27 protein-coding genes are annotated in these 26,805 nt (G+C 42.4%); 3 read left to right on the forward strand and 24 right to left on the reverse strand.

What is annotated here, in order from left to right; translation table 11 throughout:
• Positions 1-161 precede the first annotated feature (161 nt).
• Entirely contained in the window at positions 162-1,946 is a 1,785-nt protein-coding gene (locus ACXADE_RS13120; RefSeq protein ID WP_474980905.1) for a methyl-accepting chemotaxis protein, read from the reverse strand.
• A gap of 94 nt (positions 1,947-2,040) precedes the next feature.
• Complete coding sequence (locus ACXADE_RS13125; protein ID WP_474980906.1) at positions 2,041-2,661, reverse strand: NfeD family protein; 621 nt, start codon at positions 2,659-2,661, stop codon at positions 2,041-2,043.
• Between the two features lie 248 nt (positions 2,662-2,909).
• Here ACXADE_RS13125 and ispG point away from each other — a divergent pair, with 248 nt between their 5' ends.
• Positions 2,910-4,028: a flavodoxin-dependent (E)-4-hydroxy-3-methylbut-2-enyl-diphosphate synthase gene (ispG, locus tag ACXADE_RS13130; RefSeq protein ID WP_474980907.1), complete on the forward strand. Its 1,119-nt coding sequence runs from the start codon at positions 2,910-2,912 to the stop codon at positions 4,026-4,028.
• 40 nt (positions 4,029-4,068) lie between these two features.
• Here the strand turns inward: ispG and ACXADE_RS13135 are convergent, their stop codons facing one another.
• Both ACXADE_RS13135 and ACXADE_RS13140 read right to left on the reverse strand, forming a co-directional pair.
• Positions 4,069-4,644, reverse strand: a complete 576-nt coding sequence (locus tag ACXADE_RS13135) for a hypothetical protein (protein WP_474980908.1) — start codon at positions 4,642-4,644, stop codon at positions 4,069-4,071.
• A 115-nt stretch (positions 4,645-4,759) separates the two neighbouring features.
• Positions 4,760-5,488 (reverse strand): transglycosylase SLT domain-containing protein, encoded by a 729-nt coding sequence (locus tag ACXADE_RS13140; RefSeq protein WP_474980909.1) that lies wholly within the window; start codon positions 5,486-5,488, stop codon positions 4,760-4,762.
• Positions 5,489-5,676: 188 nt separating this feature from the next.
• On the opposite strand from ACXADE_RS13140, the gene ACXADE_RS13145 reads away from it, so the two are divergent.
• The gene (locus tag ACXADE_RS13145) at positions 5,677-5,961 is read left to right on the forward strand and encodes a DUF2624 domain-containing protein (protein WP_474980910.1); all 285 of its coding nucleotides are present in this window, start codon (positions 5,677-5,679) and stop codon (positions 5,959-5,961) included.
• Between the two features lie 106 nt (positions 5,962-6,067).
• Here the strand turns inward: ACXADE_RS13145 and ACXADE_RS13150 are convergent, their stop codons facing one another.
• Positions 6,068-6,961 carry a deoxyribonuclease IV gene (locus tag ACXADE_RS13150; protein ID WP_474980911.1) on the reverse strand — a complete coding sequence of 298 codons (894 nt, stop codon included), beginning with the start codon at positions 6,959-6,961 and terminating at the stop codon, positions 6,068-6,070.
• 15 nt (positions 6,962-6,976) lie between these two features.
• Positions 6,977-8,296 (reverse strand): DEAD/DEAH box helicase, encoded by a 1,320-nt coding sequence (locus ACXADE_RS13155; protein ID WP_474980912.1) that lies wholly within the window; start codon positions 8,294-8,296, stop codon positions 6,977-6,979.
• Positions 8,297-8,472: 176 nt separating this feature from the next.
• On the opposite strand from ACXADE_RS13155, the gene ACXADE_RS13160 reads away from it, so the two are divergent.
• Complete coding sequence (locus ACXADE_RS13160) at positions 8,473-9,429, forward strand: 4-hydroxy-3-methylbut-2-enyl diphosphate reductase (RefSeq protein ID WP_474980913.1); 957 nt, start codon at positions 8,473-8,475, stop codon at positions 9,427-9,429.
• Between the two features lie 38 nt (positions 9,430-9,467).
• Here ACXADE_RS13160 and ACXADE_RS13165 read toward each other — a convergent pair whose 3' ends face one another.
• The 18 genes from ACXADE_RS13165 to yqfC all read right to left on the reverse strand — a co-directional run bounded on the left by ACXADE_RS13165 (position 9,468) and on the right by yqfC (position 26,804).
• Complete coding sequence (locus tag ACXADE_RS13165; protein WP_474980914.1) at positions 9,468-10,586, reverse strand: Nif3-like dinuclear metal center hexameric protein; 1,119 nt, start codon at positions 10,584-10,586, stop codon at positions 9,468-9,470.
• Positions 10,583-11,290 (reverse strand): tRNA (adenine(22)-N(1))-methyltransferase, encoded by a 708-nt coding sequence (locus tag ACXADE_RS13170; protein ID WP_474980915.1) that lies wholly within the window; start codon positions 11,288-11,290, stop codon positions 10,583-10,585. Before ACXADE_RS13170 ends, ACXADE_RS13165 begins: the two co-directional genes overlap by 4 nt.
• A gap of 69 nt (positions 11,291-11,359) precedes the next feature.
• Positions 11,360-11,728, reverse strand: a complete 369-nt coding sequence (gene cccA / locus ACXADE_RS13175) for a cytochrome c550 (protein ID WP_474980916.1) — start codon at positions 11,726-11,728, stop codon at positions 11,360-11,362.
• A gap of 729 nt (positions 11,729-12,457) precedes the next feature.
• Positions 12,458-13,591 (reverse strand): RNA polymerase sigma factor RpoD, encoded by a 1,134-nt coding sequence (gene rpoD, locus ACXADE_RS13180; protein ID WP_474980917.1) that lies wholly within the window; start codon positions 13,589-13,591, stop codon positions 12,458-12,460.
• Positions 13,592-13,631: 40 nt separating this feature from the next.
• The gene (dnaG, locus tag ACXADE_RS13185; RefSeq protein WP_474980918.1) at positions 13,632-15,440 is read right to left on the reverse strand and encodes a DNA primase; all 1,809 of its coding nucleotides are present in this window, start codon (positions 15,438-15,440) and stop codon (positions 13,632-13,634) included.
• A gap of 38 nt (positions 15,441-15,478) precedes the next feature.
• On the reverse strand, positions 15,479-15,940 hold the full coding sequence (locus tag ACXADE_RS13190) for a YaiI/YqxD family protein (protein WP_474980919.1): 462 nt from the start codon (positions 15,938-15,940) through the stop codon (positions 15,479-15,481).
• A 251-nt stretch (positions 15,941-16,191) separates the two neighbouring features.
• Positions 16,192-17,004: a pyruvate, water dikinase regulatory protein gene (locus ACXADE_RS13195; protein WP_474980920.1), complete on the reverse strand. Its 813-nt coding sequence runs from the start codon at positions 17,002-17,004 to the stop codon at positions 16,192-16,194.
• 24 nt (positions 17,005-17,028) lie between these two features.
• Complete coding sequence (gene ccpN / locus ACXADE_RS13200) at positions 17,029-17,658, reverse strand: transcriptional regulator CcpN (protein ID WP_474980921.1); 630 nt, start codon at positions 17,656-17,658, stop codon at positions 17,029-17,031.
• 83 nt (positions 17,659-17,741) lie between these two features.
• On the reverse strand, positions 17,742-19,826 hold the full coding sequence (gene glyS / locus ACXADE_RS13205; protein WP_474980922.1) for a glycine--tRNA ligase subunit beta: 2,085 nt from the start codon (positions 19,824-19,826) through the stop codon (positions 17,742-17,744).
• Positions 19,819-20,706, reverse strand: coding sequence for a glycine--tRNA ligase subunit alpha (gene glyQ, locus ACXADE_RS13210; RefSeq protein ID WP_474980923.1), 888 nt, complete (start codon positions 20,704-20,706; stop codon positions 19,819-19,821). Before glyQ ends, glyS begins: the two co-directional genes overlap by 8 nt.
• Before the next feature lie 282 nt (positions 20,707-20,988).
• Entirely contained in the window at positions 20,989-21,735 is a 747-nt protein-coding gene (gene recO / locus ACXADE_RS13215) for a DNA repair protein RecO (RefSeq protein ID WP_474980924.1), read from the reverse strand.
• Positions 21,736-21,753: 18 nt separating this feature from the next.
• A complete protein-coding gene (locus tag ACXADE_RS13220; RefSeq protein WP_474980925.1) occupies positions 21,754-21,906 on the reverse strand; it encodes a YqzL family protein in 153 nt (50 codons plus the stop codon).
• Between the two features lie 94 nt (positions 21,907-22,000).
• On the reverse strand, positions 22,001-22,906 hold the full coding sequence (era, locus tag ACXADE_RS13225; RefSeq protein ID WP_474980926.1) for a GTPase Era: 906 nt from the start codon (positions 22,904-22,906) through the stop codon (positions 22,001-22,003).
• An 84-nt stretch (positions 22,907-22,990) separates the two neighbouring features.
• Positions 22,991-23,362: a diacylglycerol kinase family protein gene (locus ACXADE_RS13230; RefSeq protein ID WP_474980927.1), complete on the reverse strand. Its 372-nt coding sequence runs from the start codon at positions 23,360-23,362 to the stop codon at positions 22,991-22,993.
• Complete coding sequence (gene ybeY, locus ACXADE_RS13235; protein ID WP_474980928.1) at positions 23,337-23,807, reverse strand: rRNA maturation RNase YbeY; 471 nt, start codon at positions 23,805-23,807, stop codon at positions 23,337-23,339. The genes ACXADE_RS13230 and ybeY overlap by 26 nt, the downstream gene beginning before the upstream one ends.
• 557 nt (positions 23,808-24,364) lie before the next feature.
• Positions 24,365-25,324: a PhoH family protein gene (locus tag ACXADE_RS13240; protein WP_474980929.1), complete on the reverse strand. Its 960-nt coding sequence runs from the start codon at positions 25,322-25,324 to the stop codon at positions 24,365-24,367.
• A 2-nt stretch (positions 25,325-25,326) separates the two neighbouring features.
• Positions 25,327-26,508 carry a sporulation protein YqfD gene (yqfD, locus tag ACXADE_RS13245; RefSeq protein WP_474980930.1) on the reverse strand — a complete coding sequence of 394 codons (1,182 nt, stop codon included), beginning with the start codon at positions 26,506-26,508 and terminating at the stop codon, positions 25,327-25,329.
• Between the two features lie 11 nt (positions 26,509-26,519).
• The gene (yqfC, locus tag ACXADE_RS13250) at positions 26,520-26,804 is read right to left on the reverse strand and encodes a sporulation protein YqfC (RefSeq protein ID WP_474980931.1); all 285 of its coding nucleotides are present in this window, start codon (positions 26,802-26,804) and stop codon (positions 26,520-26,522) included.
• Between the last annotated feature and the right edge of the window lies 1 nt (position 26,805).

The raw sequence follows: 26,805 nt of genomic DNA on the forward strand, positions 1-26,805 counted from the left end.
TCTTTTATAAAACAACCTCACTCATATTAACCATGGAAAAAGCTTTTGTAAAGGCAAACTAGAAATCTTAACATTAAATTTACAATTAAATAATACAGGGCTAATTCCACTGTGATAATGACAATATGGATAAAAAAACCCCTCCGCTAAGAGGGCTTGATTTATGAAGCTTTATCTTCTAAGTTAAGATCCACCTCATGGGTATGATTCTCCGGCGTTATTGGTTCTTCCAAATCACTTTTTTCTTTTTTAAATTGATTGGAAGCGATAATATTGGAAAGCTCTTGTGTTAAATCAATCAGATCATTGGAGAATGCGTCAAAAGTTTCCATAGTCTCCTGCTGACGATCAGAGGTTCTTGCTAAATTTTCAGTAGAATCTGTTTGAATGGTGGTTACTTCTTCCATACCCTCGATTACAGTTTGCATGCGCGGCAGGATTTCTTTCCCATCTCTCAACTGCTGCCGTGTTGATTCTAACTGTATATTGAAAGTATTCATTCCTTCAGATAAATTCGTGAACGCACTTTTTGATATATCCATTTGATGCTGGCGTTCTTCTATTTCACATTCCATTCGTTCAAATTGCCTGGATAGTTCATCACCTAAGGATAAAACATCCTTCATTCGTTGATCGATATCCAAAGCAGCTGCTCTTGATCGATCCGACAAGCGTCTGACTTCATGTGCCACCACTGCAAATCCCTTACCATGCTCTCCCGCCCTGGCTGCTTCAATAGAGGCATTCAATGCCAGCATTCGCGTTTGTTCAGCTATATCTTGAATTTTCGTCCCTGAGTCCTGGATATTGGCCATATATGACTGGAAGGATTCCATACTCGAGTTCATTCCTTTGATCTCACTTTTAAAGCTATGAAAGGACTCCTCAACTTTCTCTACTCCTCCGTTACCATATTGAACAGATTCATTCATCCGCTCCTGCTCTTCAAATAAATTTTCCAATGTTGTCTGCACTTTGCCAAATACCCAATTCAGCTCGTCGAACACAACGTTTTGACTGTCCATGTAGTCAGATGTTTGTTCGCTCCCGTTCTTAACCCTCTCCACACTTTTTTGCATATCACGGTGGACAACTTTAAGATGCCGGGAGGAATCATCAAGTTCCCCCCCTCCCTTTTCAAGTTGATCCACGGCTCCTTGAAGAGAGAGTAAGAGATCGGCGATTTTATGAATCAGGTCCTCATAGCTTTTTTTTAAAGACTGAATCTCCGGCAGGCTTGTATTGATTGAATCCACCTCAAAAAGAAAACCGTTTCTTGCCTGCTTCATGACTCTTTGTAATTGTTTGACCGGTTTTACGATCTTACCAACAATGAAATAAACAATCGCACCGACTGCAAGTACTGTTACCAACCCTAAGACCGCTGTATAAATCGCCATTTTGCGAACGCCGCTTAAGAAATCTTTTTCTGGAATACCTAAAACATACACGCCCTGCAACTCTTGTACAGGTGCATAAGATAACACCACAGATTCACTTCCCAAACTTATCGTTTGTGTACCATTTTCATTTTCCTGAACATCCTTTATTAATGGAGCGGGAAGAGGCGCTTGATTCATTTCAGGGTATGTAAAGGCCCCTTCCTCTTTAACGAGATAAGCTTGTGATGAAAGACCGTCCTGCTGAATTTGGGCCTGCTGGGCACTCGAATAACCTTCCATACGTTTCGTGAATTCGTCCTGGTCTCCCACGAAGGCGTACATTAACTGCTCCGCAACATCCTGAGCCATAAGCAGTTCACGTTCCAAACGATCCTGCACAAGATCCATCTGGTTTTCTTTCGCTTTCGTATAAGTGAAGAATCCAATCATGGAAACAGATAAAAGAACGAGAACACAAACAATCACGGTCAGTCTGATTTGCAAACTGAATGTAGGCCACTTGATAATTGAAATCATCTTTTTCAGGTGGAATTTCTTTTTCATTAATAAACACTCCATCTCTTTGTTTACTTTCACAAACAAAGTATGAAGACGGAGTGTTAAGGAATTGTTAATGATCTTTTAAATTTCGGTAATTTCACAACTTCTTAACTAGGATTTTTGTCCCATCTACTTGAATGACCTTCACAGGATCTCCATTTTTAATCCATTGTCCATTGGACACAGCGCTGTATTCGTTCTCTCCAATGCCAATTGTTCCCACCGGTCTCATATCTGTGAGAGCCTTCCCTTGTTGACCTAATAAAACCTGGTACTTTTCATTCATGGAATTGTAGCCCATTTCAGATGAAAGCTGATCAGTAAGTGATATTTTCGACCACATCTTCCTATGTTTAAATACCTTCAAAAATAACAGGGAAGAGGCCCCCCCTAAAATAACCCCAATCACGCTGTACAAACCTGCGACCCAGTTAGGAGCACTAAACCCTACAGCGATAACCATAGTAGCAGCACCAATGACAGCCAGGGTTCCATCATTCAGAAGTTTTCCATCTATAACCATTAAAATAATTCCCAGGAAATATACCAGCATCATGATGATAAACATTTCCGTTTCTAAATATCCGGAAAAATAAACAGTTATGAACCCGAAACCAAGGATGGCGAATACTCCCCTCATATTGACGAGTAGTTCTCCAATTAAGAACATGGTACCGAGAAATGTAATAAATAAAGCGATCCACTCATAAGTAAACATGATGGCTCACACCCTCTCCTTCTTTCCTATATGTACGTTCGAAGTTCATCTTTTGTTTCAGCTTCCTGTAATTTTTTCTTAAGAAATGACATGGTATAATTATGGATGCGATTTATGTTTACACAATTTTAACTTACAAATGCGCATATTTAAGGTTCCTTACTTCTCATTTAAGCTCATAGCCCTTATAATGAAGATTGGAATTCATCTTGCATACCTTTTTGTGACTATACAAAGGAGCGATATAAATGGCAATTACGCACAGAAAAGATACCCGTCCCGTTAGAGTCGGAGACGTTACTATAGGTGGATCGGATGAAGTAGTCATCCAATCCATGACCACTACTAAAACTCATGATGTTGAAGCAACGGTTGCTGAAATCAAACGATTAGAAGAAGCCGGCTGTCAAATTGTCCGTGTTGCATGTCCGGATGACCGTGCAGCTGACGCTATCCCTGAAATCAAAAAGCGCATCAACATTCCACTCGTTGTTGATATACACTTTGATTATAAAAAGGCTTTGAAAGCCATTGAAGGCGGAGCAGACAAGATCCGTATCAATCCAGGAAACATCGGAAAACGCGAAAAGGTCGAAGAAGTTGTAAAAGCTGCGAAAGCTAAAGGGATTCCGATTCGAATCGGTGTTAACGCAGGATCATTAGAGCGACACATCCTTGAAAAATATGGATACCCTACCGCTGATGGAATGGTCGAAAGCGCTTTGCACCATATCAAGATCCTTGAGGATCTCGACTTTCATGATATCATCGTTTCCCTTAAAGCGTCTGACGTTAAATTAGCGATTGAAGCTTACGAGAAAGCTGCTGCAGCGTTCAACTACCCGATTCACTTAGGAATTACAGAATCAGGTACTCTGTTCGCGGGTACAGTTAAGAGTGCAGCGGGTCTTGGAGCTATCCTTAGCAAAGGAATCGGCAGCACGGTTCGTATTAGTTTGAGTGCCGACCCTGTAGAAGAAGTTAAAGTAGCAAAAGAATTATTGAAATCGTTCGGGCTTGCTTCAAACGCTGCAACGCTGATCTCTTGTCCTACTTGTGGACGGATTGAAATCGACTTGATCTCTATCGCCAATGAAGTGGAAGAATACATTCAAACCATCAAAGCCCCGATAAAAGTAGCCGTACTTGGCTGTGCAGTGAATGGTCCTGGTGAAGCCAGGGAAGCAGATATCGGAATTGCGGGTGCACGTGGCGAAGGGCTTCTATTCCGTCATGGCGAAATCATCCGTAAAGTACCAGAGGATATCATGGTTGAGGAATTGAAGAAAGAAGTCGATAAACTCGCTGAGGAACATTACGAAAAAGAACGTATTGAGAAAGAAAAGCTTAAACAAGAGCAATCCTAACAACAAAGAGGTGACCCCAGATTTGGGATCACCTCTTTTGTTATATCAAGTTATAGATCGGAGCAAAAAATAATGAAAAGGCAATGGAAACAACACTGACAATAATGGCCATATTGCCGAGTGTATCAGCTCCCCGTCGCTTCCCTACGATCCCGAGAATAATCCCGGCAGCTCCAAGAATCAATGGAGCAAAGAAGAACGAAAGGATAGCAGCGGATAACCCGAGCCAACCCATTCCTACTTTTACATCATCCTCTTCTTCCATTGTTGTTTCCTGCTCATGGTTGTTCATCGGTTCATCGATCGGTCCCACAGCAGCTTCTTGAGCGAATTCCTCCTCATAGCTTTCCCCATAGACCGGCTGGTCAGCCCCTCTGCCATGATCATCTACAGCCTCTGCATCGTCAAAGTCAGACGAGTGCAATTCACGGTACCCTGCTTCCTGTCGCAAATCATGGTCTTGAATCTCCTCAAAGGCTTCATTGAGGACTTCTTCCGTTGTCGGCTCAGCATTATCAGATCTCTCAGCAGACGGATCATAAACCTGCTCTAATTCATCCCCATGCTCCGGGGCTTTTTGTGTTCTGCGATTCTCAACAGTATCTTTCGGATCCATTTCAATACCCTCACTTTCTGTATGAAGAATCATGATTATTATATGGAGGTTGATTCAAATTACATGAGGGAGTTGATGGTAAAAAAACGCCTGACTTTAAGTCAGACGCTTTTTATCAATTAGCTGCCACTACAGTTTTATGAATTTCAGCATTTTCTTGAATTTCTTTTGCATACCAGCTGGCTGCATGTCCATTTTCTTCCTTATATGCATTCAGGCCTCCCATACCTCTGTGGTAAGCCGTTAACGCTTCGTCCCAATTTTCATATTTGTTTTGTAAAAAATCTAAATAAGTTAATGATAATTGCATGGAATAATAGGGGTCGAAAAGTAACTCTTCTTCATAAGGCAGTCCGGCCATATCTGCAATCCATGGTGCTGTATTCTTCATAAACTGAGACATTCCGTATGCATGTCCGTATTGGGTTTCCGGCCCTACCAGCCCGGGGTCAAAAGTTCCACCAGTTTCCACTTTCAATAATTCATACACGAGAAAAGGGTTGATTTCATATCGCTCCGATTCTTTAATCAGATACATCGCCCATGACTTTTTGAAGCGTCCTTCACTCTCTTTTACAAGTCGTTCCGCCTTTTCTTCGATCTCAGGCCATGTGTGGTATCCATTTTCCTCACTCTTCACGGGAGCCTGTTCCTTTAAATACTGATTTGTGGATTGTAAACGGTCCACTTCAGTAGAAAGTTCTTCATTTTTATTTTTCAATGCCTGCTTTTCATTTGCAAGAGCTTGTTCCTGTTTCTGGTTCCACTGACTTAGAGTAAAGAATGTGGCCACAACGAGCAGCATAGCTATACCCGTTGACCAAAGAGGCTTCTCTTCCATCATATAGTTCACTCCTTCAAATTCTACACGTTGGTACTTTTGTCCAGTACCACTCTGAACCCATTGGCTTATACTAACCGATTGGCCTATGTATTTCAATTGTAAAACTTATAGACATAATTTTTTAAAAACACAAATCCTTCTCCATTTACATATGGTGTAATAAATACGGAGAGAGGGAGTATAAGCCTATGAAGAATGTGGCACAACAGTTAATTACCCAGAAATTGAAACAGTTAACCGTAAAAGAACTACTTTTTTATAGTGAAAAGTATCAGATTCCATTATCTAAAGAAGAAGCAGCAGCCATCGTCAAAGCATTGAAGAATAATGAGGATAACCCTTTCGACCCGGCCGGACGGAAGCGAATGCTAACTCAACTAGCTAAAATCACTTCAAAAGATACCGCAACTTCAGTTTATCGACTCCTGAGAAAAATGGCGAAAGAATATGGGGTTGAACACTGGCTGAAGTAGCGGGCTCTATCGGAGAAGCTGGGGGCCGTAACCTCTCCCATGATCCAGTTGTTCTTCACTTTCGGGTATTGAAATTTAAAAAAGAAGGAGCTGTAGCTCCTTCTTTTTATTGTTGCATGATTTTTTCTTTTAAACCTTCATCAAAACTTCCCTCTTTAACCATATCAATTTCAAACCGGTAAGGAGGTTTTTTATTCTTCTTGTCTTCACCTACATAAGGCGTCTCCAGAATTTTTGGAAGTTCTTTAAGAGATGGGTGGTGAATGACTTGATGAAGAGCATCAAATCCGATGTGACCGAAGCCGATATTTTCGTGACGGTCTTTTCCAGCTCCCTGGACATTTTTACTATCATTGACATGGACAACTTTCAAACGATCCAGCCCAACGATTTTATCAAATTGATTTAAGACTCCGTCAAAGTCCTCCACTACATTATACCCTGCATCATGGATATGGCATGTATCCATACATACCGATAGTTTATCATTATGCGTCACACCATCAATGATTTGAGCCAGCTCATCAAAACTTCTTCCAATTTCCGAACCTTTACCTGCCATCGTTTCAAGTGCAATCTGAACCTTTTGATCTCTGTGTAGAACTTCATTCAGTCCTTCAATGATTTTTGGAAGTCCTTTTTCCACACCTTGGCCCACGTGAGAACCGGGATGAAGAACGATTTGCCGTGCACCTAAAGCTTCTGTCCGTTGAATATCACTTCTAAGAAAGTCTACCCCCAGTTCGAAGGTTTCCGGTTTCGTTGTATTGCCGATATTAATGATATAAGGGGCATGTACGACTATGTCATCAATTCCATTTGCTGTCATATGCTCCGTGCCCGCCTCAATATTTAATTCCTCAATGGGACGGCGTCTTGTATTTTGGGGAGCACCCGTATAAATCATAAATGTGCTCGCGCCGTAGGAAGCTGCTTCCTCACTAGCTCCAAGCAGCATCTTCTTGCCTTTCATGGAAACATGCGATCCTATTTTCAACATACAATCGATCCTTTCTTACTTCTTCTTGAAGCTATTTTGTTTCAATTTTCTCATATTTTTATCTGTCTGTTGTTTCATTTTCTTTTTATAACCAGGCTTTACCTTTTTAGGTTTGCGGACCATTTGCTTCGCTTTCTTCTCAAGGTCGGAAGCTTTCCGTTCACGGTTCTGTCTTTCGTTGTAGGCATTGACCTCTTTCCACTCGCCGTTCTTCACATCATAAAAGTCAAAGGTCAACCCTTTTTTCTCAAGCTTTTGAATAAGGGGCAGGTCCGTTTCCTTATACAAGTTAATAGCTGTCCCTTGCAAGCCGGCTCTTGCTGTACGTCCCACACGGTGGATATAGAATTCTTCCTCTTTCGGCATCTGGGCGTTGATCACATGGCTGACTCCTTGGATATCGATGCCACGGGAGGCCAGGTCGGTAGCCACAATATACTGATACCTCAGGTTTTGCAACTCCTTCAACATCCTTTTCCTTTCTCGTGGAGAAAGGCCGCCGTGCAGAAGGCCTGTTTCCAAACCTCTCTTCATCAACTCATCAGCAAGCTCATCAGCATGGGCTTTTCCATTAGTAAAAATGATAGCCAAGTAAGGCTGAATCGCCTTTGATATTTCAACAATTACATCGGCAGGTTCCTTATGCCTCAAAGGAACGAGTCGATGTTCCATTGTTTCCGGTGATGGTTTTTCATCTTCAATTTGAATGTGCGTAGGATTTGTCAAATACTTCTTCAGAAAAGGCTGTAACCGCTCAGGGATTGTCGCTGAAAATACAAGCATCTGAACGTCCTGATCCATACGCACGAGAATCTGATCTACTTCTTCAATAAATCCTAAATCCAACATAAGGTCTGCTTCATCAAGGACAAACGCTTTTGCCTGATACAGGTCAATTGCTTCTTCCTTTACCATATCTAAGACTCTGCCAGGTGTTCCGACCACAATATGGGGTGGTCTTGAAGACAATTTGTCCACCATCTTCTGTTTATCTGTTCCACCGATGAGGAGCTTCGAACGCCAAACCTGTTCCTTGCCTGCATATTGTATGGCTTTTTTTACCTCATCTTGAATTTGAATGGCTAGTTCCCTTGTTGGTGCAGTGATAACAAACTGAACATGACCAGCTTCCTCATCCAATTGATTGAGAAGTGGAAGCAGATACGCGTGCGTCTTTCCCGACCCTGTATGGGATTGTCCGATAAGACTTTCCCCTCTCAGGGCAGCGGGAAGAACCTGCTTTTGAATCGGGGTGGGTTTCTTAAAGCCTAATCCTTCTACAATTTTACTGACTGTAGATGTGATGGCATATTGTTCAAATGTATGCTTACTCATAACCGTTCTCCTTTAATGTAAAATGTTCCTTCCTTATTATAATAGAGCAAGAGACAAAATGCACGATAACTCTGTCCGTGTACGTCTTTCTTTGTCATCTTTCCCTTTACCCTTTATAATGATAATGGTATCTTTAAAGTTATTGGATTGGATATTTAAGAGGAGGACGTTAATCAATGGAAGTCATTAAAATCGCCCCTCGCGGTTATTGCTATGGTGTAGTAGATGCAATGGTCATTGCAAGAAATGCAGCGAAAGACCCAAATCTGCCACGTCCTATTTATATATTAGGTATGATTGTCCACAACTCCCACGTAACAGAGGCTTTCAAAGAAGAAGGCATCATTACCGTGGATGGTAAGAATAGAAGCGATATGCTGGACGGTATTAATGATGGTACCGTCATCTTCACAGCGCATGGCGTTTCCCCTCAAGTGAAGGAGCGTGCAAAAGAAAAAGGCTTGACCGTCCTTGATGCTACCTGCCCTGATGTGACAAACACTCACAACTTGATCAGGAAAAAAGTATCTGAAGGGTTCGAAGTCATTTATGTCGGAAAGAAAGGCCATCCTGAGCCTGAAGGGGCTATGGGAGTGGCACCAGGAAAGGTTCACCTCGTCCAGACAGAAGATGATGTAGAAGAACTGGATCTGGACCATGACAAATTGATGATTACAAACCAGACTACTATGAGTCAATGGGATGTATATGATGTGATGGAGAAAGCCAAAGAAAAATATCCACAGCTCGAAAAGCAGCAGGAAATCTGTATGGCGACACAAGTTCGTCAAGAAGCTGTTTCTGAACAGGCAGGCGAAGCAGACTTAACCTTGGTCGTCGGTGACCCTATGAGTAACAATTCTAATCGCTTGGCTCAAGTTTCTATGGAAAAAGCAGGAACTACCGCCTACCGGATAGCTGATGTGACAGAAATTCAATTAGAATGGCTGGAAGGTGTTCATAAAGTAGCGGTGACAGCGGGTGCCTCTACTCCCACTCCTATAACCAAAGAAGTCATCAAATTCATCGAAGCATTCGACCATAACGATGAAAGCACATGGATCAGGGAGTCTAAAGTAGAACAGAAGAAAATCCTCCCCCCGGTACGGGCTAGAAAAAAAGTGAAACGATGAGAAAGAAAAAGGATGAAAGCTTTTGCTTTCATCCTTTTTTATACGATAGAGAAAGGTTCTGTATCTGCTTCGGAAACAAAGATATTCAAGTTGCCATCCGCATTGCAATTCTCCTCAAGGTACCTCTTCACTTTCGGACACACTACTTTTTCTACATGGTGACCAGGGTCGATGATGGAAAGTCCCATTTCCATCGCATCCTGCGTCATATGAAAAGTCATATCTCCTGTAATATAAACGTCGGCCCCGCTTCTCTTTGCCGTATGGATATATTTTTCTCCACTCCCCCCTAGAAGGGCTACTTTTTTCACTTTTTTATTCAGCTCTCCGGAAACTCGAACATGAGGAACCTCGTACTTTTTCTTAATTTTTTCTACAAGATCCCCTAACAACATCGGAGTTTCAAGCTCTCCAACTCTTCCTGCCCCCAACTCTTCTCCTTCATTCCATAAAGGATAAACATCGTAAGCTACTTCTTCATATGGATGGGCCTCTTCCATAGCAGTCAATACCTTGGAAAGAAGAGATTTTGGTAAGATCGTCTCGATCCGTTTCTCATCTACAACCTCAAGTTCTCCCTCTTGACCTATATATGGATTTGTACCATCTAACGGTTTGAAAGTACCTTGCCCTGACAATTGATACGTACAATGACTGTATGCACCGATATGCCCGGCCCCTGCTTTACTAATCGCCTCTCTAACGTCATTGGCATGATCCTCAGGAACGAATACCGTTAACTTCACAAGAGTTTCACGCTCTGTCTGAATAAGAGGAGATCTATTGGTTACTCCAATCAACTCTGCCATGACATCGTTCACTCCACCTTTTGCGATATCAAGATTCGTGTGTGCGGCATAGACCGTAATGTCATGCTTAATAAGCTTCTGGATAACTCTGCCTTTCGGAGTATCCAAATTGATTTGACTTAGTTTCACGAATAGTACTGGGTGATGGGCGATAATTAAATCGACATTCTTTTCAATCGCTTCATCGACGACATTTTCCAAAACATCCAAGGTAACCATGATATTTTTCACTGGTTTATTCAAAGTACCCACTTGAAGACCAACATTGTCCCAATCGAATGCCAACCGCTTTGGAGACCATTTTTCAAATTCACGAATGACGTCCTGGGCTGTATTCATTTGATTCATGACTGCAATACCTCCTCTAACCATTTCATTTCCTGCTGATGCTGTTTTATTTTCTCTTGATCCGGGCTTGTGGCTTGTTTCATCTGATTTAAAATATAAGCCTTCTTCTTCCATTCCTCTTTACATTTTTGAATAAATGGTTCCGGCCTTTTCTTTAATAGGATCGGTCCCAGCCACAATTGTTTATCAAAGTGTTCTTCTTGATACCCTGTATCAGGGTCCCCTTTCTCAGCGACAAGAATCTCGTAGATATGGCCACTTTCCTCAATAATGGTTTCATCAACAAGCTTGTAATGATACTTGTGGAACCACTTCCTGAGCGATCTTGAGTCAATATTTGGCTGCACAATGATTCTACTGACATTTTCAAGCTTACTTTTCCCATTCTCGAGGATGTCACGAATCAAGGGGCCTCCCATACCAGCGACCACTACTTGTTCAACCTCTCCAGGTTCTACTACGGCGAGTCCGTTCCCCAAACGCACATCGACACGGTTCTTCAGGCTATGTTTATCGACTTCTTCTTTGGCACTATCAAAAGGTCCTTGATTGACTTCACCAGCTACAGCTTCTGCTTTAGGGTCCTTCAAGCAAACGAAGCACGGTAAATAGGCATGATCTGATCCAATATCAGCAAAGTGCGCACCCTCTGGCAGATAACCTGCCACCAGGGTTAAACGCTGAGATAATTGATTTACATTCATAGACTCTTTCCTCTCATAAAAGAAAAGCTTTCTGATTGGCCAGAAAGCTTTCCATTGTTCTAACTATAATTATTTCTTTTCAGCCAGCCATTCAGCCAATTTAGTTGCTTGCTCTCCTGTATAAAGACCTGCCGGCATTGCAGAACCTTTACCATTGACGATGATATCCTCAATCTCTGCAGCAGAGTAGCGACTTCCTACCTCTTGAAGATTCGGGCCGGCTCCGCCACTCAAGTCTCCACCATGACAGCTTGCACATTGGTTCTGAAACAATTCTTCAGGGTTGGCATCTGCTGTCTCTTCTTGGTGCTCTCCGCCACCTTCTTCTTCATTCTGAATAGCTTCGCGTTGGTTAATCCCTGCTGCAGAGACGATAATCATAACGACAATCCCCAGTACAGCGATAATTGCGAATGGAATCACAGGGTTCTTTCTCATTTGTTGCAACCTCCTTATGTATTCCTTCATATAGAATTTTTCGTGTCTATTCGACTATATTTATTTTACTTGAAAACCGTTACTTATTAAAGAGATATCGTGTGAAAACTTATGAAACAATGTAAATTATTAAAAGGATGAAGCCGATGATTCCTGAATAGAAGAGCGTTTTCACCTTCCGAATACTCCCCAGAAAAACCCAGAAAAAGAAGTTCAGCCCAAGGATAATATAAAAAGAAAGGACCGAATCAAATAGAAAAGAGTGTAGATGGACGGACAGTACAAGAAACATTAATCCTACGTTAAGAAGAGGAATGAAAAACCAATCGGACTTTCTATATTGTAACCAACGCAAATGAATCCATGCGCATATTACAAAACTCGACAAAACCACTGTTTGCATTATGATTCCCATTTCAGTAAAATAAATGACAAGTAATGAAAGGGGTAACAAGAGTACATTCAACCCCATGGTTAAAGGAAACACAATGCTTTGTGATGCATTAACATTAACCGTTGGTTCCGTTTCAATGTCTTCCCCCTTTGTGTAAAGCGCTAACAGGAAATCACAATATTCATCAGGAAGCATACGTGTACGTTTCCAGTACTTAATTTCATCAATGATTGTCTTAGTCCTTTCATTGTTCATAGCAAACCTCCAAAAGATAAAGATAACTCAGGAACTCTTTCGAATAAATAAACGAAAGAATCCCTGAGTCAAATGAACCTTTATTCCATGAAGTCTTTTAGGCGTTTGCTCCTGCTTGGGTGGCGGAGTTTACGTAGAGCCTTCGCTTCGATTTGACGGATCCTCTCACGAGTTACCCCAAATACTTTCCCTACTTCTTCAAGTGTTCGAGTACGGCCATCATCCAAGCCGAATCGAAGTCGCAGGACATTCTCTTCTCGATCTGTCAATGTATCGAGAACATCTTCAAGCTGTTCTTTCAATAATTCATATGCGGCGTGATCAGAAGGAGAAGTTGCTTCCTGATCTTCAATGAAGTCACCCAGATGAGAATCATCCTCTTCCCCGATCGGGGTCTCTAAGGATACCGGTTCCTGAGCAATTTTCAGAATTTCACGTACTTTATCTGGTGTAAGATCCATATCCTGAGCGATTTCTTCAGGTGTCGGCTCGCGGCCAAGATCTTGCAGAAGCTGACGTTGTACCCGAATCAGCTTGTTGATTGTTTCCACCATGTGCACAGGGATTCGAATCGTACGCGCCTGGTCAGCAATAGCACGAGTGATGGCTTGTCGAATCCACCATGTAGCATAGGTACTGAACTTATACCCTTTCCGGTAATCGAACTTTTCTACAGCTTTGATTAATCCCATGTTCCCTTCTTGTATCAAATCCAGGAAGAGCATTCCACGACCGACATATCTTTTAGCAATACTTACAACAAGTCGAAGGTTGGCCTCGGCTAAGTCACGCTTTGCTTCTTCATCCCCATTCTCAATGCGTTGAGCAAGGCTGATTTCATCTTTGGCAGAAAGTAAATTCACCCGACCGATTTCCTTAAGGTACATACGCACAGGATCGTTGATTTTGACTCCTGGTGGTACACTTAAATCATTCAGGTCGAACTCTTCCTCTTTATCCAATTGCTTAATACTTGGGTCCGAATCTGAATCACCGATTACTTCGACCCCTTGTTCATTCAAGTGCTCATAGAATTCATCCATTTGGTCGGAATCGAGTTCGAAGCTCGATAGTTTTTCTGCTACCTCTTCATAAGCGAGAATGCCCCGCTTTTTACCTAGCTCGACAACTTGCTCTTTCGCTTGCTCAAGTGTCAATTCTGTTTGATTCTCATTTTCTTTAGAACGTGATGGCTGCTGTTGCTTATCTGCCATAAGTCCCCCTCCTTCCAACAATCTATCCAAACTCTACCTATTACTGTTTCATTTCTTTCTTCCGCTTGATAATGTCCATCGCAATTTCAGCTGCTCGGATCGGCTCATTCTGTTGTTCAGCTTTCTTCAACTCAGATTCAAGGTTTCTAATATCCGTTCGATCCCATTGTTCTGACCGGATCCTTGTAATGTAGTCATGGATTTCCTGATCAGAAATATCCTCGCTGACAGAGGCCATCGCAAGCTCAATCGCCAAATTTTTGATGGATGCATCCTCAATCATTTCCACGAACTGACTGATATCCGATTCATTGCCGTCTTCATAATATGCGTAAAGATGGGTGACAATAACCTGATGATCTTCGATATTAAAAGAACCACCAATTTCCTCCTGAACCTTCTCCGCAATGTAAGGATCTCTTAACATATAAGCAATGAGTTTCCTCTCTGCATTATGAAACGCAGGCAGCAATTTCTTTTGAACCGCCGACGGCCGGGTATCATTAGTATATCGGTTCTTAGGTTCCTTATCCTTCACACCGCTCTGTAATCGGATTTGTTGAATCTCTTCTTTAAGAGTCTCTATAGAAAGCTGGAACTCTCCAGCGATCTCATTTAGGTAATGCTCTCTTTCGACAGCACGGTCAAGCGCTGCGATCTCTTGTAGTACTTTTTCGATATAGGTGATCCGATCTCCTTCTACTTGCAGGTTATAATCTCTGCGAAGATAACTCATCATGAAGGATATATACGTATCACTCGTATCGATGATTTCACGCTTGAACCTGTCCCCTCCATACCTCTGAATGAATTCATCCGGGTCAAGTTCATCAGGGACACGTGCAACGTATGTTTGGCAGCCTACACTTTTCATCAGTTTGGCAGCTTTGACGGCAGCCTCGATCCCTGCGCGATCACCATCGTAACAGATAATAATCTGATCAGCGTATTTCTTCAGAAGATTTGCCTGCATGTTGGACAAAGATGTCCCCATGGTACCTACAGTATGGTGGATACCCGCCTGATCTGCTGAAATCACATCTCCAAAACCTTCAAAAAGAATGACAGCCTTCTCTTTACGAATGGAGGAACGGGCGAGGTCAAAGTTATAAAGCAAACGTCCTTTATGGAAAAGCTCTGTTTCCGGACTGTTTAAATACTTAGGGTCCTGATTTCCGAGAGATCTCCCCGCAAAAGCAACTGTCTTTCCTAAGTGATTTCTCAATGGAAAGATGACTCTCCCACGAAATCTGTCTGCATATTCTCCCTGATCATTCGTGCTGAGTAAACCGGCTTTCACCATTGTCTGAGGGTGGTAGCCTTTCTTTTCAAGAAAGGTTACAACGAAGTCCTTTGAATCCGGTGAGTATCCCATTTTGTATTTATCAATGGTTTCATCCGTAAATCCCCGGTCGATTAGATATTGATACGCTTCCCGGCCATCTTTGGAATTCTTTAACAAATGATGGTATAATTTAGTCAGCCATTGATGAGCTTCAAGCATCGCCTGTGATTCCTGGCTTTTTTCAGCCGGAGCATCTTCCGCCATTTGATCAGGCAGATCAATCCCCGTCTGTTCAGCCAGTTGTTTGAGAGCCTGAATAAAGCTGAATCCTTCAATTTCCATCAGGAAGGTATAGACATTCCCTCCCTTTCCACAACCAAAGCAGTGAAAAATCTGCTTATCTTGAGAAACGGAAAAGGAAGGAGTATTTTCCCCATGGAAAGGGCAAAGACCGAAATGGTTTCTTCCTTGCTTTTTCAAATCGACATAATTGCCGATTACTTCAACAATATCCGTGGACTTTCTAATTTCATCAACTTTTTCTTCAGGAATATGTCCAGCCATATGATCACCATACTACTTCAATTATTCTCGTTTCATTGTTAAAATCCTTCATGTTCTGACAACAAATTTTGGAAACCAGTACGGAAGTTCTCCCGATCCTCCGCTGTAAATGCCGAGGGACCTTTCCACCTCTTCCTCTGCTTAAATGTCTGCTGCCGGATATACTTTTGATTCATAATCATATCTGCATCATTTTCTTTAACCAGTTTACCTCTTGGAGTTAGAACATAAACCCCTTTAGAAGTAAGCAGCACAGCCAGCGAAAGGTCCTGGGTAATGACGACATCCCCTTCTCGTACATAGTTAAGAATGTACAAATCCACAGACTGCGACCCATGGTCGACAAATATCCATCCACTTTCGGCTTTTTCACGGCTATAGTGATTCACTGTAGCTATAAAAAGTGGATTCAGATGAAATTCTGCACAAACTTCGAGGATTCCATCCTGTACTGGACAACTATCTGCATCGACATAAATATGGACATTTATATTTGGCATAGTATCAATATTTCTACAATAAGCGGTAGAATCCTCCTTATATGCGAATGTTTTATTTTTCTGAAAAGTACAGCCCTGTGTCTCAATCAGAAAAACAGTCTTAGGAATGAATTTACCTTCACAATAAGGATTTTTACCACAAATAGATATTATAATACATTCCTAAGATTAATGCCATGTCTAATTGTACCTAATTTCATTCTTCCCAACAAAAGTCGCGCTTAATCAAAGCGCGACTCCTCTCAGGTGCCCTATTCCTGGGCGTCTTGTCGTAACTTGTTCATTATAATATTAGCTGTTTCTTCAACAGCTTTGTTCGATACATCAATAACAGGACAATCAATTTTTTCTACAATACGGTTGAAATGGTCGATTTCCTGCTGGATACGCGTCATGTTTGCATAACTCGCCTGATCCCCGAGCCCAAGAGATTTCAATCTCTCTTTTCTAATATCATTCAGCTTCTCAGGACTAATACTTAGTCCGATGCATTTATCTGGATCTACGCGGAACAACTCTGATGGCGGTTGAACCTCCGGCACGATAGGTACATTGGCCACTTTCAGCCGCTTATGAGCAAGGTACTGGGACAATGGCGTTTTCGATGTACGGGAAACACCAATGAGGACAATGTCAGCTTTTGAGATTCCACGAGGGTCGCGTCCATCATCATACCGTACGGCAAATTCAATGGCTTCCACCCTCTTAAAGTAATCCTCATCAAGCTTATGAACGAGGCCGGGTTCAAGCCGAGGTTTAATATCTAGGTGCTGCTCCATCACTTCCATCATAGGTCCCATGATGTCCACACATTGTATATTATGTTTTTCCGCTTGTTCTTTAAGGTGCTGCCTGAACTCAGGAACCACTAGAGTGAAACCGATCATCGCCTTATGTTCTTTCGCTTGCAATACTGCTTCATTGATTGTTCCCTTATCTTCGACATAAGGAATCCTCTGTAAGTCGAACGGCCCGTCATCAAACTGACTAAGACAGGCTTTGACAACCAGCTCCGCCGTTTCCCCCACTGAATCAGACAATACATAAATCAATGGCTTTTCCATATGATTCCTCCTCCCTCGATTGAATTACAGATGTTGATCGCGTCCAAGCTCCACAAGAGCTTTCGTAATATTGGTCTTTGTTAGTCGTCCGACCACTTTTAACCCTTCGTCTTCAGGATTAACGACAGGGAGTCCATCAATTTGTTTTTCAATCAACTTTTGGGCTGCATCCAACAATAAGTCTCCTGGTTCACAAACCGTAATGTTGGGCATCCGAGTCATTATGATATGGACAGGGACAGATGTTAAATCCTGATTCCCGATACTTGCCCTCAGCAAATCTTTCCGGGAGAGTACCCCCGTTAACATGGAATGCTGGTCTGTTACGAAAAGCGTGCCTACATCTTCCAGAAACATTGAACAGATCGCATCATAAACAGAAACATCTTCTTCCACAACAATTGGACGCGATTGATACTCTTCCACTTTGAACTTTTTCAACTTCTCCGTAAACAGTTCGGATCCTGTTTTTCCTGTAAAGAAATAACCGACCCTGGGCCGGGCGTCCAAATACCCTGCCATCGTTAATATAGCAAGGTCCGGACGCAATGTGGCACGGGTCAAGCTCAGCTGATCGGCTATGTTCTCCCCTGTTATCGGCCCATTATCTTTAACAATTTGAATGATTTGTTCTTGACGGTTTGATAGTTCCAACTTTTCTTCACCCCGATCACTAACTGTGACATACTATTTCTTAATTATAGCTCATTTTTAATCATCGGTAAAAAGAAAGCAGATTAGAACTGTTGTTTCCATTCAATGGCATTTAAGTCAGCAAAGTCATAGACATCTTCAGAAATCCGCTTCAATAGTCCCAAACGGTTTTGACGAACCTTTTCATCTTCAGCCATCACCATCGTCTCCTCGAAAAAGAGGTGAATAGGTTCAGCTAGTTTTGCTAGGTGGTCCAAGGCAACTGAAGGTCGAGCGTTTTGCAACGCTTCCCGATAATCCCCTTGAATATCCTGATACGTTTTGTACAAATGCTTTTCTTTCTCATTTTCGAATAAAGCAGGATCAACATCGGTCGTTTCAGACTTTTTGGCCAGGTTCAATACACGACCCAGAGCCTCATGCACAGATTTGAAAGAAGGATCTTGACGTTTTTCCACAAGGAGGACCGCCTTTTCTTTTGTAGTGGGATAGATTCCGATTCCTTTTGCAAGTACGGCTTCCACTACATCAGGAGCCACGCCTTCTTCTCTCATAAGATAAGCAGCACGAACACGGAAAAATTCGTGAAGATCCTCATGGACGTCTTTTTCACTACGGGTCGGCAGTTCAAGCTCGTAGTAAAACTGATGGACAAGATCGATCAGTTTCTCCACAGGAATAGCCCACCCTTTAGATGTTAATGTCTGCAAGACCCCCAAAGCTTGGCGTCTCAACCCATAGGGGTCCTGAGACCCTGTCGGTATGATACCTATGGAAATGCTTCCCACAATGGTATCCAGTTTATCTGCAATACTGACGATAGATCCAATCGTGGTTTCCGGTAAAGCTCCATTCGCTTGACGAGGCATGTAATGCTCATTGATAGCTACAGCTACTTCTTCATCTTCACCAAAGATCCGGGCATACTTTTCCCCCATTGTCCCTTGGAGCTCTGTAAATTCATCCACCATGTGCGTGACGAGGTCGAACTTACAGATTTCCGCCGCACGCTTCGCTTTTTTAAGCTTCTCATCTTCAAGTCCAATCCACTCTCCGAGTTTCCCTGAGATGGCGACAATCCTCTGAACTTTATCCGCAAGCGTACCAAGCTCTTCCTGATAGACCATGCGGGAAAGTTTTTTCATTTTTTCATCAATGCTCCCCTTTTGATCTTCTTCATAGAAGAACTGAGCATCTTTCAGGCGTGCCTTAAGAACTTTTTCGTTTCCTTTGGCCACCGTCTCAATATGCATGGCATCTCCGTTACGCACTCCGACAAAGTGTGCTTTCAGACGGCCTTCCAAATCACGGACAGGGAAATAGCGCTGGTGCTCTTTCATCGATGTAATCAACGCTTCCTCAGGGACATCAAGAAATTCTTCAGAAAATGTGCCGCTGAAAACTGTCGGATACTCTACCAGGTGAGTGACCTCATTCAAGAGATCTTCATCTATAATTAACTGCCATCCCTGTTTTTGCTCCAACTTCTTCAACTGGTCTAGGATTTCTGATTTTCTCTCAGCCACTGAAGCCATAACGTATTGTGCGCCCAACGTTTCTTCGTACAAGTCAGCTTCACTCACGGTCGCTTCTGAACCTAAGAACCGATGGCCAGATGTTTTCTTACCGGTTTCTACTCCTTCAATTGTAAAAGGAATAACCTCTTCCCCATAAAGTCCAATCATCCAACGGATAGGACGCGCATACCGCAGCTCACGATCGCCCCATCTCATATTCTTTGGGAAGGTGAGAGATAGAAAGACATCACGGAATTTTTTCAGGAGAGAGGATGTATGCTCACCTTCAATAAACTTGTTGACGTGAACATACTCTGTGCCTTTAATTTCTTTAAAATAGATGTCTTCCACATCCTTGCCCTGGCCTTTAGAAAATCCGATGGCCGCCTTCGTCCAATTCCCATCATCATCAAGAGCGATTTTCTTGGCCGGTCCTTTCGCTTCTTCCTCGATATCCGGCTGCTTTTCTTCTACATTCGTTATTTTAACGGCCAGTCTTCTTGGCGTAGCAAAACCATGAATTTCTCCATATGGGATCCGATTGTCGTTAAACCATTGTGCTGTTTTATTTTGCAACTGATCTAAAGCATCATTGATGAAGCGAGCAGGCAGCTCTTCTACACCCAACTCAAATAAAACCGTATTACTCATGGTGACCCTCCTCCTTTTTCAGCATAGGGAAGCCGAGGCGTTCCCTTTCTTCTACATATGTTTTTGCAATTTTCCTTGCCAGGTTTCTGACTCGGGAAATATAACCCGTTCTCTCTGTTACACTGATGACACCTTTTGCATCAAGCAGATTGAAAGTATGGGAGCATTTAAGGACGTAGTCATAAGCAGGAAATACCAGGCCACGTTCCATGATCTTTTCAGCTTCCTTTTCATAAGTAGTGAAGAGATCGAACAGCATTTCCTCATCAGAAGCTTCAAACGTGTAAACAGAATGTTCATATTCAGGCTGGGCGAAAATATCACCAACCGTCACTCCGTTTGTCCATTCTAGATCAAAGACATTTTCTTTATCCTGGATATAAGAAGCGAGACGCTCCAATCCATAAGTGATTTCTGCGGAGACAGGATTCGCTTCCAAACCTCCGATTTGCTGGAAATATGTGAATTGGGTGATTTCCATTCCATCCAGCCATACTTCCCAGCCAAGACCTGCAGCACCAAGCGTTGGGTTTTCCCAATTATCTTCTACAAAACGAATGTCATGTTTCTTCGGATCAATGCCCAGCGCTTCTAAAGACTGCAAGTAAAGTTCCTGGATATTATCAGGAGAAGGTTTCATGATTACCTGAAATTGATGATGCTGATACAAACGATTCGGGTTCTGGCCATATCGACCATCCGCAGGACGACGTGATGGTTCTACATAAGCCACATTCCATGGCTCAGGCCCTAAACTCCTTAACAATGTCATAGGAGACATCGTCCCTGCACCTTTTTCCGTATCATAAGCCTGCATGAGCAGGCATCCTTGTTCAGACCAATGATTCTGTAATGTTAATATCATGTCTTGAATATTCATACTTTCCCTCCTAAAATTGCCTTAGCCATAGAAAAAACCCCGTCTCTACGTCTGCATCCAGACATAGGGACGGGGTTTCCGCGGTTCCACCCTAATTGCTTCCTGTAAATAAGAAAGCCACTTTCATAATTGCTCCAGAACGCCTTCACCGGGTAAGTTCTGCTTGTCTCCCACCACCACAAGCTCGCTATTAGAACCCACAGACCAGTTACTACTTTCCATCACAGCAACACGATATTTAGTAATAGAATCATACTCTAATTGCAGTGAAATTGTCAAACCTCAGTCTGAAAACAAATCCAGTTGTTTTAAGAACTTTTTGGATTTAATAAAATAACCACCGTACCGATCGTAATATTCATCCATGATCTGACGCAACAATTTCTTGTTCTCTTCTTTCATGGTAATCTGCCCGAGGCGCTTCACATCCATATGTAAAAAGACTCGAAGCAACTTAGGAAGAGGATCAGGCAGACCATATGCCTGCGGGTCCCTCTGTTTACAGCGAAAACATAGCAAGCCACCTTCAACCATCGAAAAAGAAAAAGGCCCTTCCTGGCTTCCACAGGAGATACAATGATCGACGACCGGGGCGAACCCGGCTTTTCGATACATCTTCAATTCATACATCATGCTGAGGATATTCGGATCTTTCCCTTCATTCATCCAGAGCAACGTTTGCAGCAATTGTTCAAAAAGAAAAGGATCCGGCTTCTTTTCTTCAATGAGTTTATCGGTCAATTCTGCGATGTAAGACGCATAAGCCGTTTTTACAATATCTTCGCGAATCGACCGGAGGGAAGATAGCATTTCCCCCTGACTCATTGATCCTAAGCCGGATCCTGTTTGAATTAAGAATGTACCGTGGATGAATGGTTGGGTAATCGAGGACATCCGACTTTTTGGCTTTTTAGCGCCTCGAGCCATTACTCCGATTTTCCCTTTTTCTCGCGTCATCATCGTGACGATTTTGTGTGTTTCACCGTAATTATTCGTCCGAATGACGACTCCTTCCACCTTATCCATCAAATGGGTCACCTGCTCCGTTTACGAATTCAATTCATCCGTAGATATTGGCTCAGTAGGGGAAGTTAGCTTTTCGTGAGACTGCTGATCTTGAGACTCCAATTCTTTCATCAATAAATAAGTTTCCACACTGCCTGTTTGACTGAAAACATTCCATGAAAGCTTGTCGCGCACAAGAAACACCGCCTTTCTTATCATCACTAAACGAGTGCACATTACTAAAATGCTTCCCCTGACTGAAAACATAAGGCTTAATATTTTCCAACCCTCAATATTGGTCTTCGCGATAGCCGAAATCACTAAGTTGGATTTGTTTGTTTCTCCAGTCTTTCTGTACTTTTACCCAAAGTTCCAAATAAACTTTACTCCCTAAAAGAGATTCAATATCTCTTCTGGCCCTTTTTCCGATCTCTTTCAGCATACTCCCCTGCTTACCGATGATAATCCCTTTTTGGGATTTACGTTCTACGATGATGGCCGCTTGGATTTGAACCTTATCATGCTCATTCCTTGGTTCAATCGACTCAATGACTACAGCAATGGAATGAGGAATTTCTTCACGAGTCAGGTGTAGAACCTTTTCTCGGATAAATTCGCTGATGACAAACCGCTCCGGGTGGTCAGTGATTTGATCCTCAGGATAAAACTGCGGACCTTCCGGCAGATGTTGCTTCAATACATCCAGCAAATGATTGACATTATTTCCTTCAAGCGCCGAAATCGGAATGATCTCTTCAAAATCGAGCTTTTCTTTATACTGATCAATCAACGGAAGTAGATCATCCGGGTGTACTTGATCAATTTTATTAATGATTAGGAACACAGGCTGGTCCACCCGTTGAAGACGGTCTAAGATGAACTGATCTCCTCGTCCATATCCTTCTTCTGCATTGATCATGAACAAAACGGCATCCACTTCATTCAGTGTATTCTCAGCAACATTCACCATGTAGTCACCAAGTTTATGCTTTGGTTTATGAATACCAGGAGTATCAATAAAAATGATCTGAGACTCTTTGTCTGTCATAACTCCTTGAATCTTGTTTCTGGTCGTTTGGGGTTTATCACTCATGATGGCGATCTTTTCGCCGATCACTCGGTTCATAAACGTCGATTTGCCCACATTGGGACGCCCGACAATCGTTACAAACCCGGATTTGAAATTTTCAGTCATACCTGTTCCTCCAATAAATGTTCACGCAGTCATGCTGCTTATACTCACTATATCATCTTCTGTCTCTCTTTCCCATCCTCACCCTTATAAAAGCTTGGGGAAGAATATAACCAAGCCAACTATGATCGCGCCAATACTCGCGACGAGAACTGCCCCTGCTGTTATATCTTTGATGGAACCTATGAGTGGGTGTCGGTCCGGGTGATAAAAATCAAGCAATCTCTCCACAGCCGTGTTGATCATTTCCAAACTGAAGATCAGCATGATGACAAGAAGGATGGCTGCCCATTCCAGCTTGGATAAACCGACAATGAATCCGGCTAACACGACTGCAACAGCCGCTCCCGTATGGATACGGAAATTCCGCTCTGATAGATAAACCTCTTTAATCCCGTTCCATGCAAAACGAAAGCCGATTCCACTTTTACCTTTACGACCTTTGAAGTCCGAACTCATGTAGAATTTCCTCTTGTCTGCCGAACATTTTCTTCTCATCTTCTTCACTCATATGATCATAGCCCAGCAAATGTAAGAAACCATGCAATGCCAAAAAACCAAACTCTCTTTCCAGGGAGTGTTGATATTCTTCAGCTTGTTCTTTGGCTTTATCAACGGATATAACGATATCGCCAAGCATAAGAGGCATGTTTTCATCCAATACGTTCATCTCGTCTTCCCCAAGCTCCTGCATGGCAAAGGAAATAACATCGGTAGGCTCATCTTTTTGGCGGTAATTACGGTTAATTTCTTGAATTTCCTTATTATCCACGAAACTCACTGAAACTTCTGTGTCACCCGTGATTCCTTCTTTTTCTCCTGCAAAACGAATCACTCGCTGAATCATATCGACAAACGCTTCATCAACTGAATTTGTATCATCTTGAAAATCAATGGTTATCATACTATTTTGCCTCCTTGACTAATGATGTGCGGTTCCCGCTACTCAATACGGAAGTGGTAAATCCCATACAGCTCTTCAACTATAAATTTTTCCAATGGCATGATTTAAACTGGCACACTGCTGTTATCCGACTGCCCTTCCCCTATGAATGGCTGCACATCTGAAGGGTGGTTTCAAGTGATTCGGAAATTTTGCTCAGCTGAGTGTGATTTATAAGGGACATCCTTGCGCCCCTATTATCCATAAAACCATGAGGCTGTGTTGTTTTCACAGGTCATAATAATAGAATGCCACATGAGCAAGAAGTCCATGAGCGCTAAATGCTTCACAAAAAGCTTCACTCAAAATATGGACGCCTTTATCCAAATGTATTCCTTAAAAATTTGAATAAACAGAACAGAAAGATACATACATTGATAAGAGCTCCCCTTGCACTTACCTGTATAATGGAAACCCAGGCATTTACCTCCTATGGAGCCGGTCTAAAAAACTACATTCAACCCTGTCTCATTTATTCCATAAGAAGACAAGAAATAAGACCCATGTAATGGGTCTTATTAATTTTCACCTTCATATGCATCGATAATCCGCTGCACAAGCGGGTGCCTGACAACGTCGGACTGATCCAAATGAATGAAGGCGGACCCTTTGACTTTACCTAAGCGTTCCTCCGCCACTCTCAAACCGGACTTCACGCCTTTTGGAAGGTCGACTTGAGTGATGTCACCGGTAATAATCATTTTTGAACCAAATCCTAATCGGGTCAAGAACATTTTCATTTGTTCGGGAGTTGTATTCTGCGCTTCATCTAAAATGGCGAAGGCATCATCGAGTGTGCGCCCCCTCATATAAGCAAGCGGTGCGATTTCAATCGTTCCTCTGTCTATTAAACGCGCGGTATGTTCTGCTCCGAATACATCGTGTAAAGAATCGTAAAGTGGCCTTAAGTATGGATCCACTTTTTCTTTCAGATTTCCGGGAAGGAAACCAAGGCTTTCACCGGCTTCCACAGCGGGACGCGTAAGGATAATTCTTTTTACGTCACCGTTCTTTAATGCATTGACAGCCATAACGACGGCAAGGTAGGTTTTACCTGTACCTGCCGGGCCAATACCAAAGACGAGATCGTTTTTCTTTATTGCGGCAATATAATTCCTCTGACCAAGGGTTTTGACCCGGATGGATTTCCCTTTAGAGTTTTTTGTGATTTCATCTTCGAACAATGCCTCAAATTGATTGATTTTCCCTTTTTTTGCTAGTTCAACCGCATAGACAATGTCTCTTTCCGTAATGGTCAGCCCCTTACGGATGATGGCAAGCACACTGTTGAGGATTTCTTCCACAAGCTGTACATGTTCTACCTGCCCAGAAACCCTGACCTGCTCTCCACGAGAAATGATTGTCACGTGAAGCTGTTCCTCAATTTGCTTGAGGTTACGGTCTTCCGTCCCAAAAAGAGCTAATGCTTCTGTTGTATTATCTAATTGAATGTCCATTGTTTTCAAATCTTCTGGCATACTCAATCTCCTTGACTTAAATACTTGGTCACTGCAATGTTTTCATAAACTTTGTACATTAGGATTAATTTTACTTTACCATTCTCCTCACTGTGGTGCAAAACTTTTTCCTCCTTAATTTCCGCATCCTGTTCAAGTTCCTGTGCAAGGTTCCTCCTTGCAGAAGTATTTCCGATTTCTTCAATCTCTTTTTTGGAGGATTCATAAGCTTTACGGTCAATGGTATAATAGTCAACGGTTTTAACATTCATTGGAATCTTCATACCAAAAAGCTCCCAATCCGTTGTGTGAGATTCTTCTCTGAAATCCCCTTCATCTCCTCGCCAGAACCCCCAAACAGGAAGGGAAAAATCCCCAATTTTCAAATGATACTCGCTTTGGACAGAACCGTCCGTCAATAAGAGTACCTGCTCCATAGGGAGGGTTTGGGCGACACGGTACCATGTTTCCGCTATGACTTCTCCCTCTGCATGTATAAATTCATCTTTATCCTCAACCAATTGACCGGTGGCAAGGGTCTGTCCTTTCTTCACTACATCGTAAACGGAAACTGTTGGACGTCCTTTTTTAATAAAGGTTTCAACAATCATCCCTTTTTTAGCTGCCACCAGATTGGAGGGAGTGGTATTCATATCTGTATCATATCTCGTCTTCTCTACACCATAAAGATGATAACTCGCCCCCTGCTTTTTCACACCGATCCACAGGAGATCAGGAATATCCTCCAATAGCTGCTGTTGTATTTCAATAGGGTCTTTCATTCCAATGGTTAATTTCCCTGGAGAGACTCCGTAACTATTCAATTTGGTCTCTACATCTGCTTCCAGCTCTGGAGAGAGGCCGTCCACTTTAATGGCCCACAAAGTATTTGCCAATACAAATATGATGATAACAGCAGCAAGGAATGCAATAAGGACCGAAACTCTTCTTATCATATGCTGCAGGATAAACGGAAGCCCTCTCCCCCCTTTGATGGATATTTTGCAACGGTATTTCTTCCTTAATTCTCGGAACGTTTTCCAGTCCTTCAAACGGATCGTTAACATGACGACAGAAGCATTTACCCTTCTCATATTAGTAATCTGACAGCCGCGTTTCGCACAGGCTTGGAGAAAAGGCTCAATCAATGCACCTTCTATTTGCACCGTCATGATTCCCTGAAAGAAACCATGCTGGTTTTTCATCCTCTCACCTCCTATTTATCCGGCAAAAACTCCACGGACTTAAGTTGGCCCTCCAATAACAATTCTTCCTTTAACATCATCTTCACTCCAAGGTCTTTCCCTAATATCCGAACCTGACCTTTTTTGTATTGAATACGTACTTCTTCATCTGAAAAATGAAGGAGGCCTGTATGATTCTCTATGTACACATGTATGGACCCAATCGTTGTAATCCTAGGAAGATCCAACATGACATCTGATGGTAAATCAAAATATCGACTGATCCAAGTCCTTATTTGTTGCTGCCACTTTGACATG

It is taken from the genome of Halobacillus sp. ABR2_026 (genome assembly GCF_056158545.1).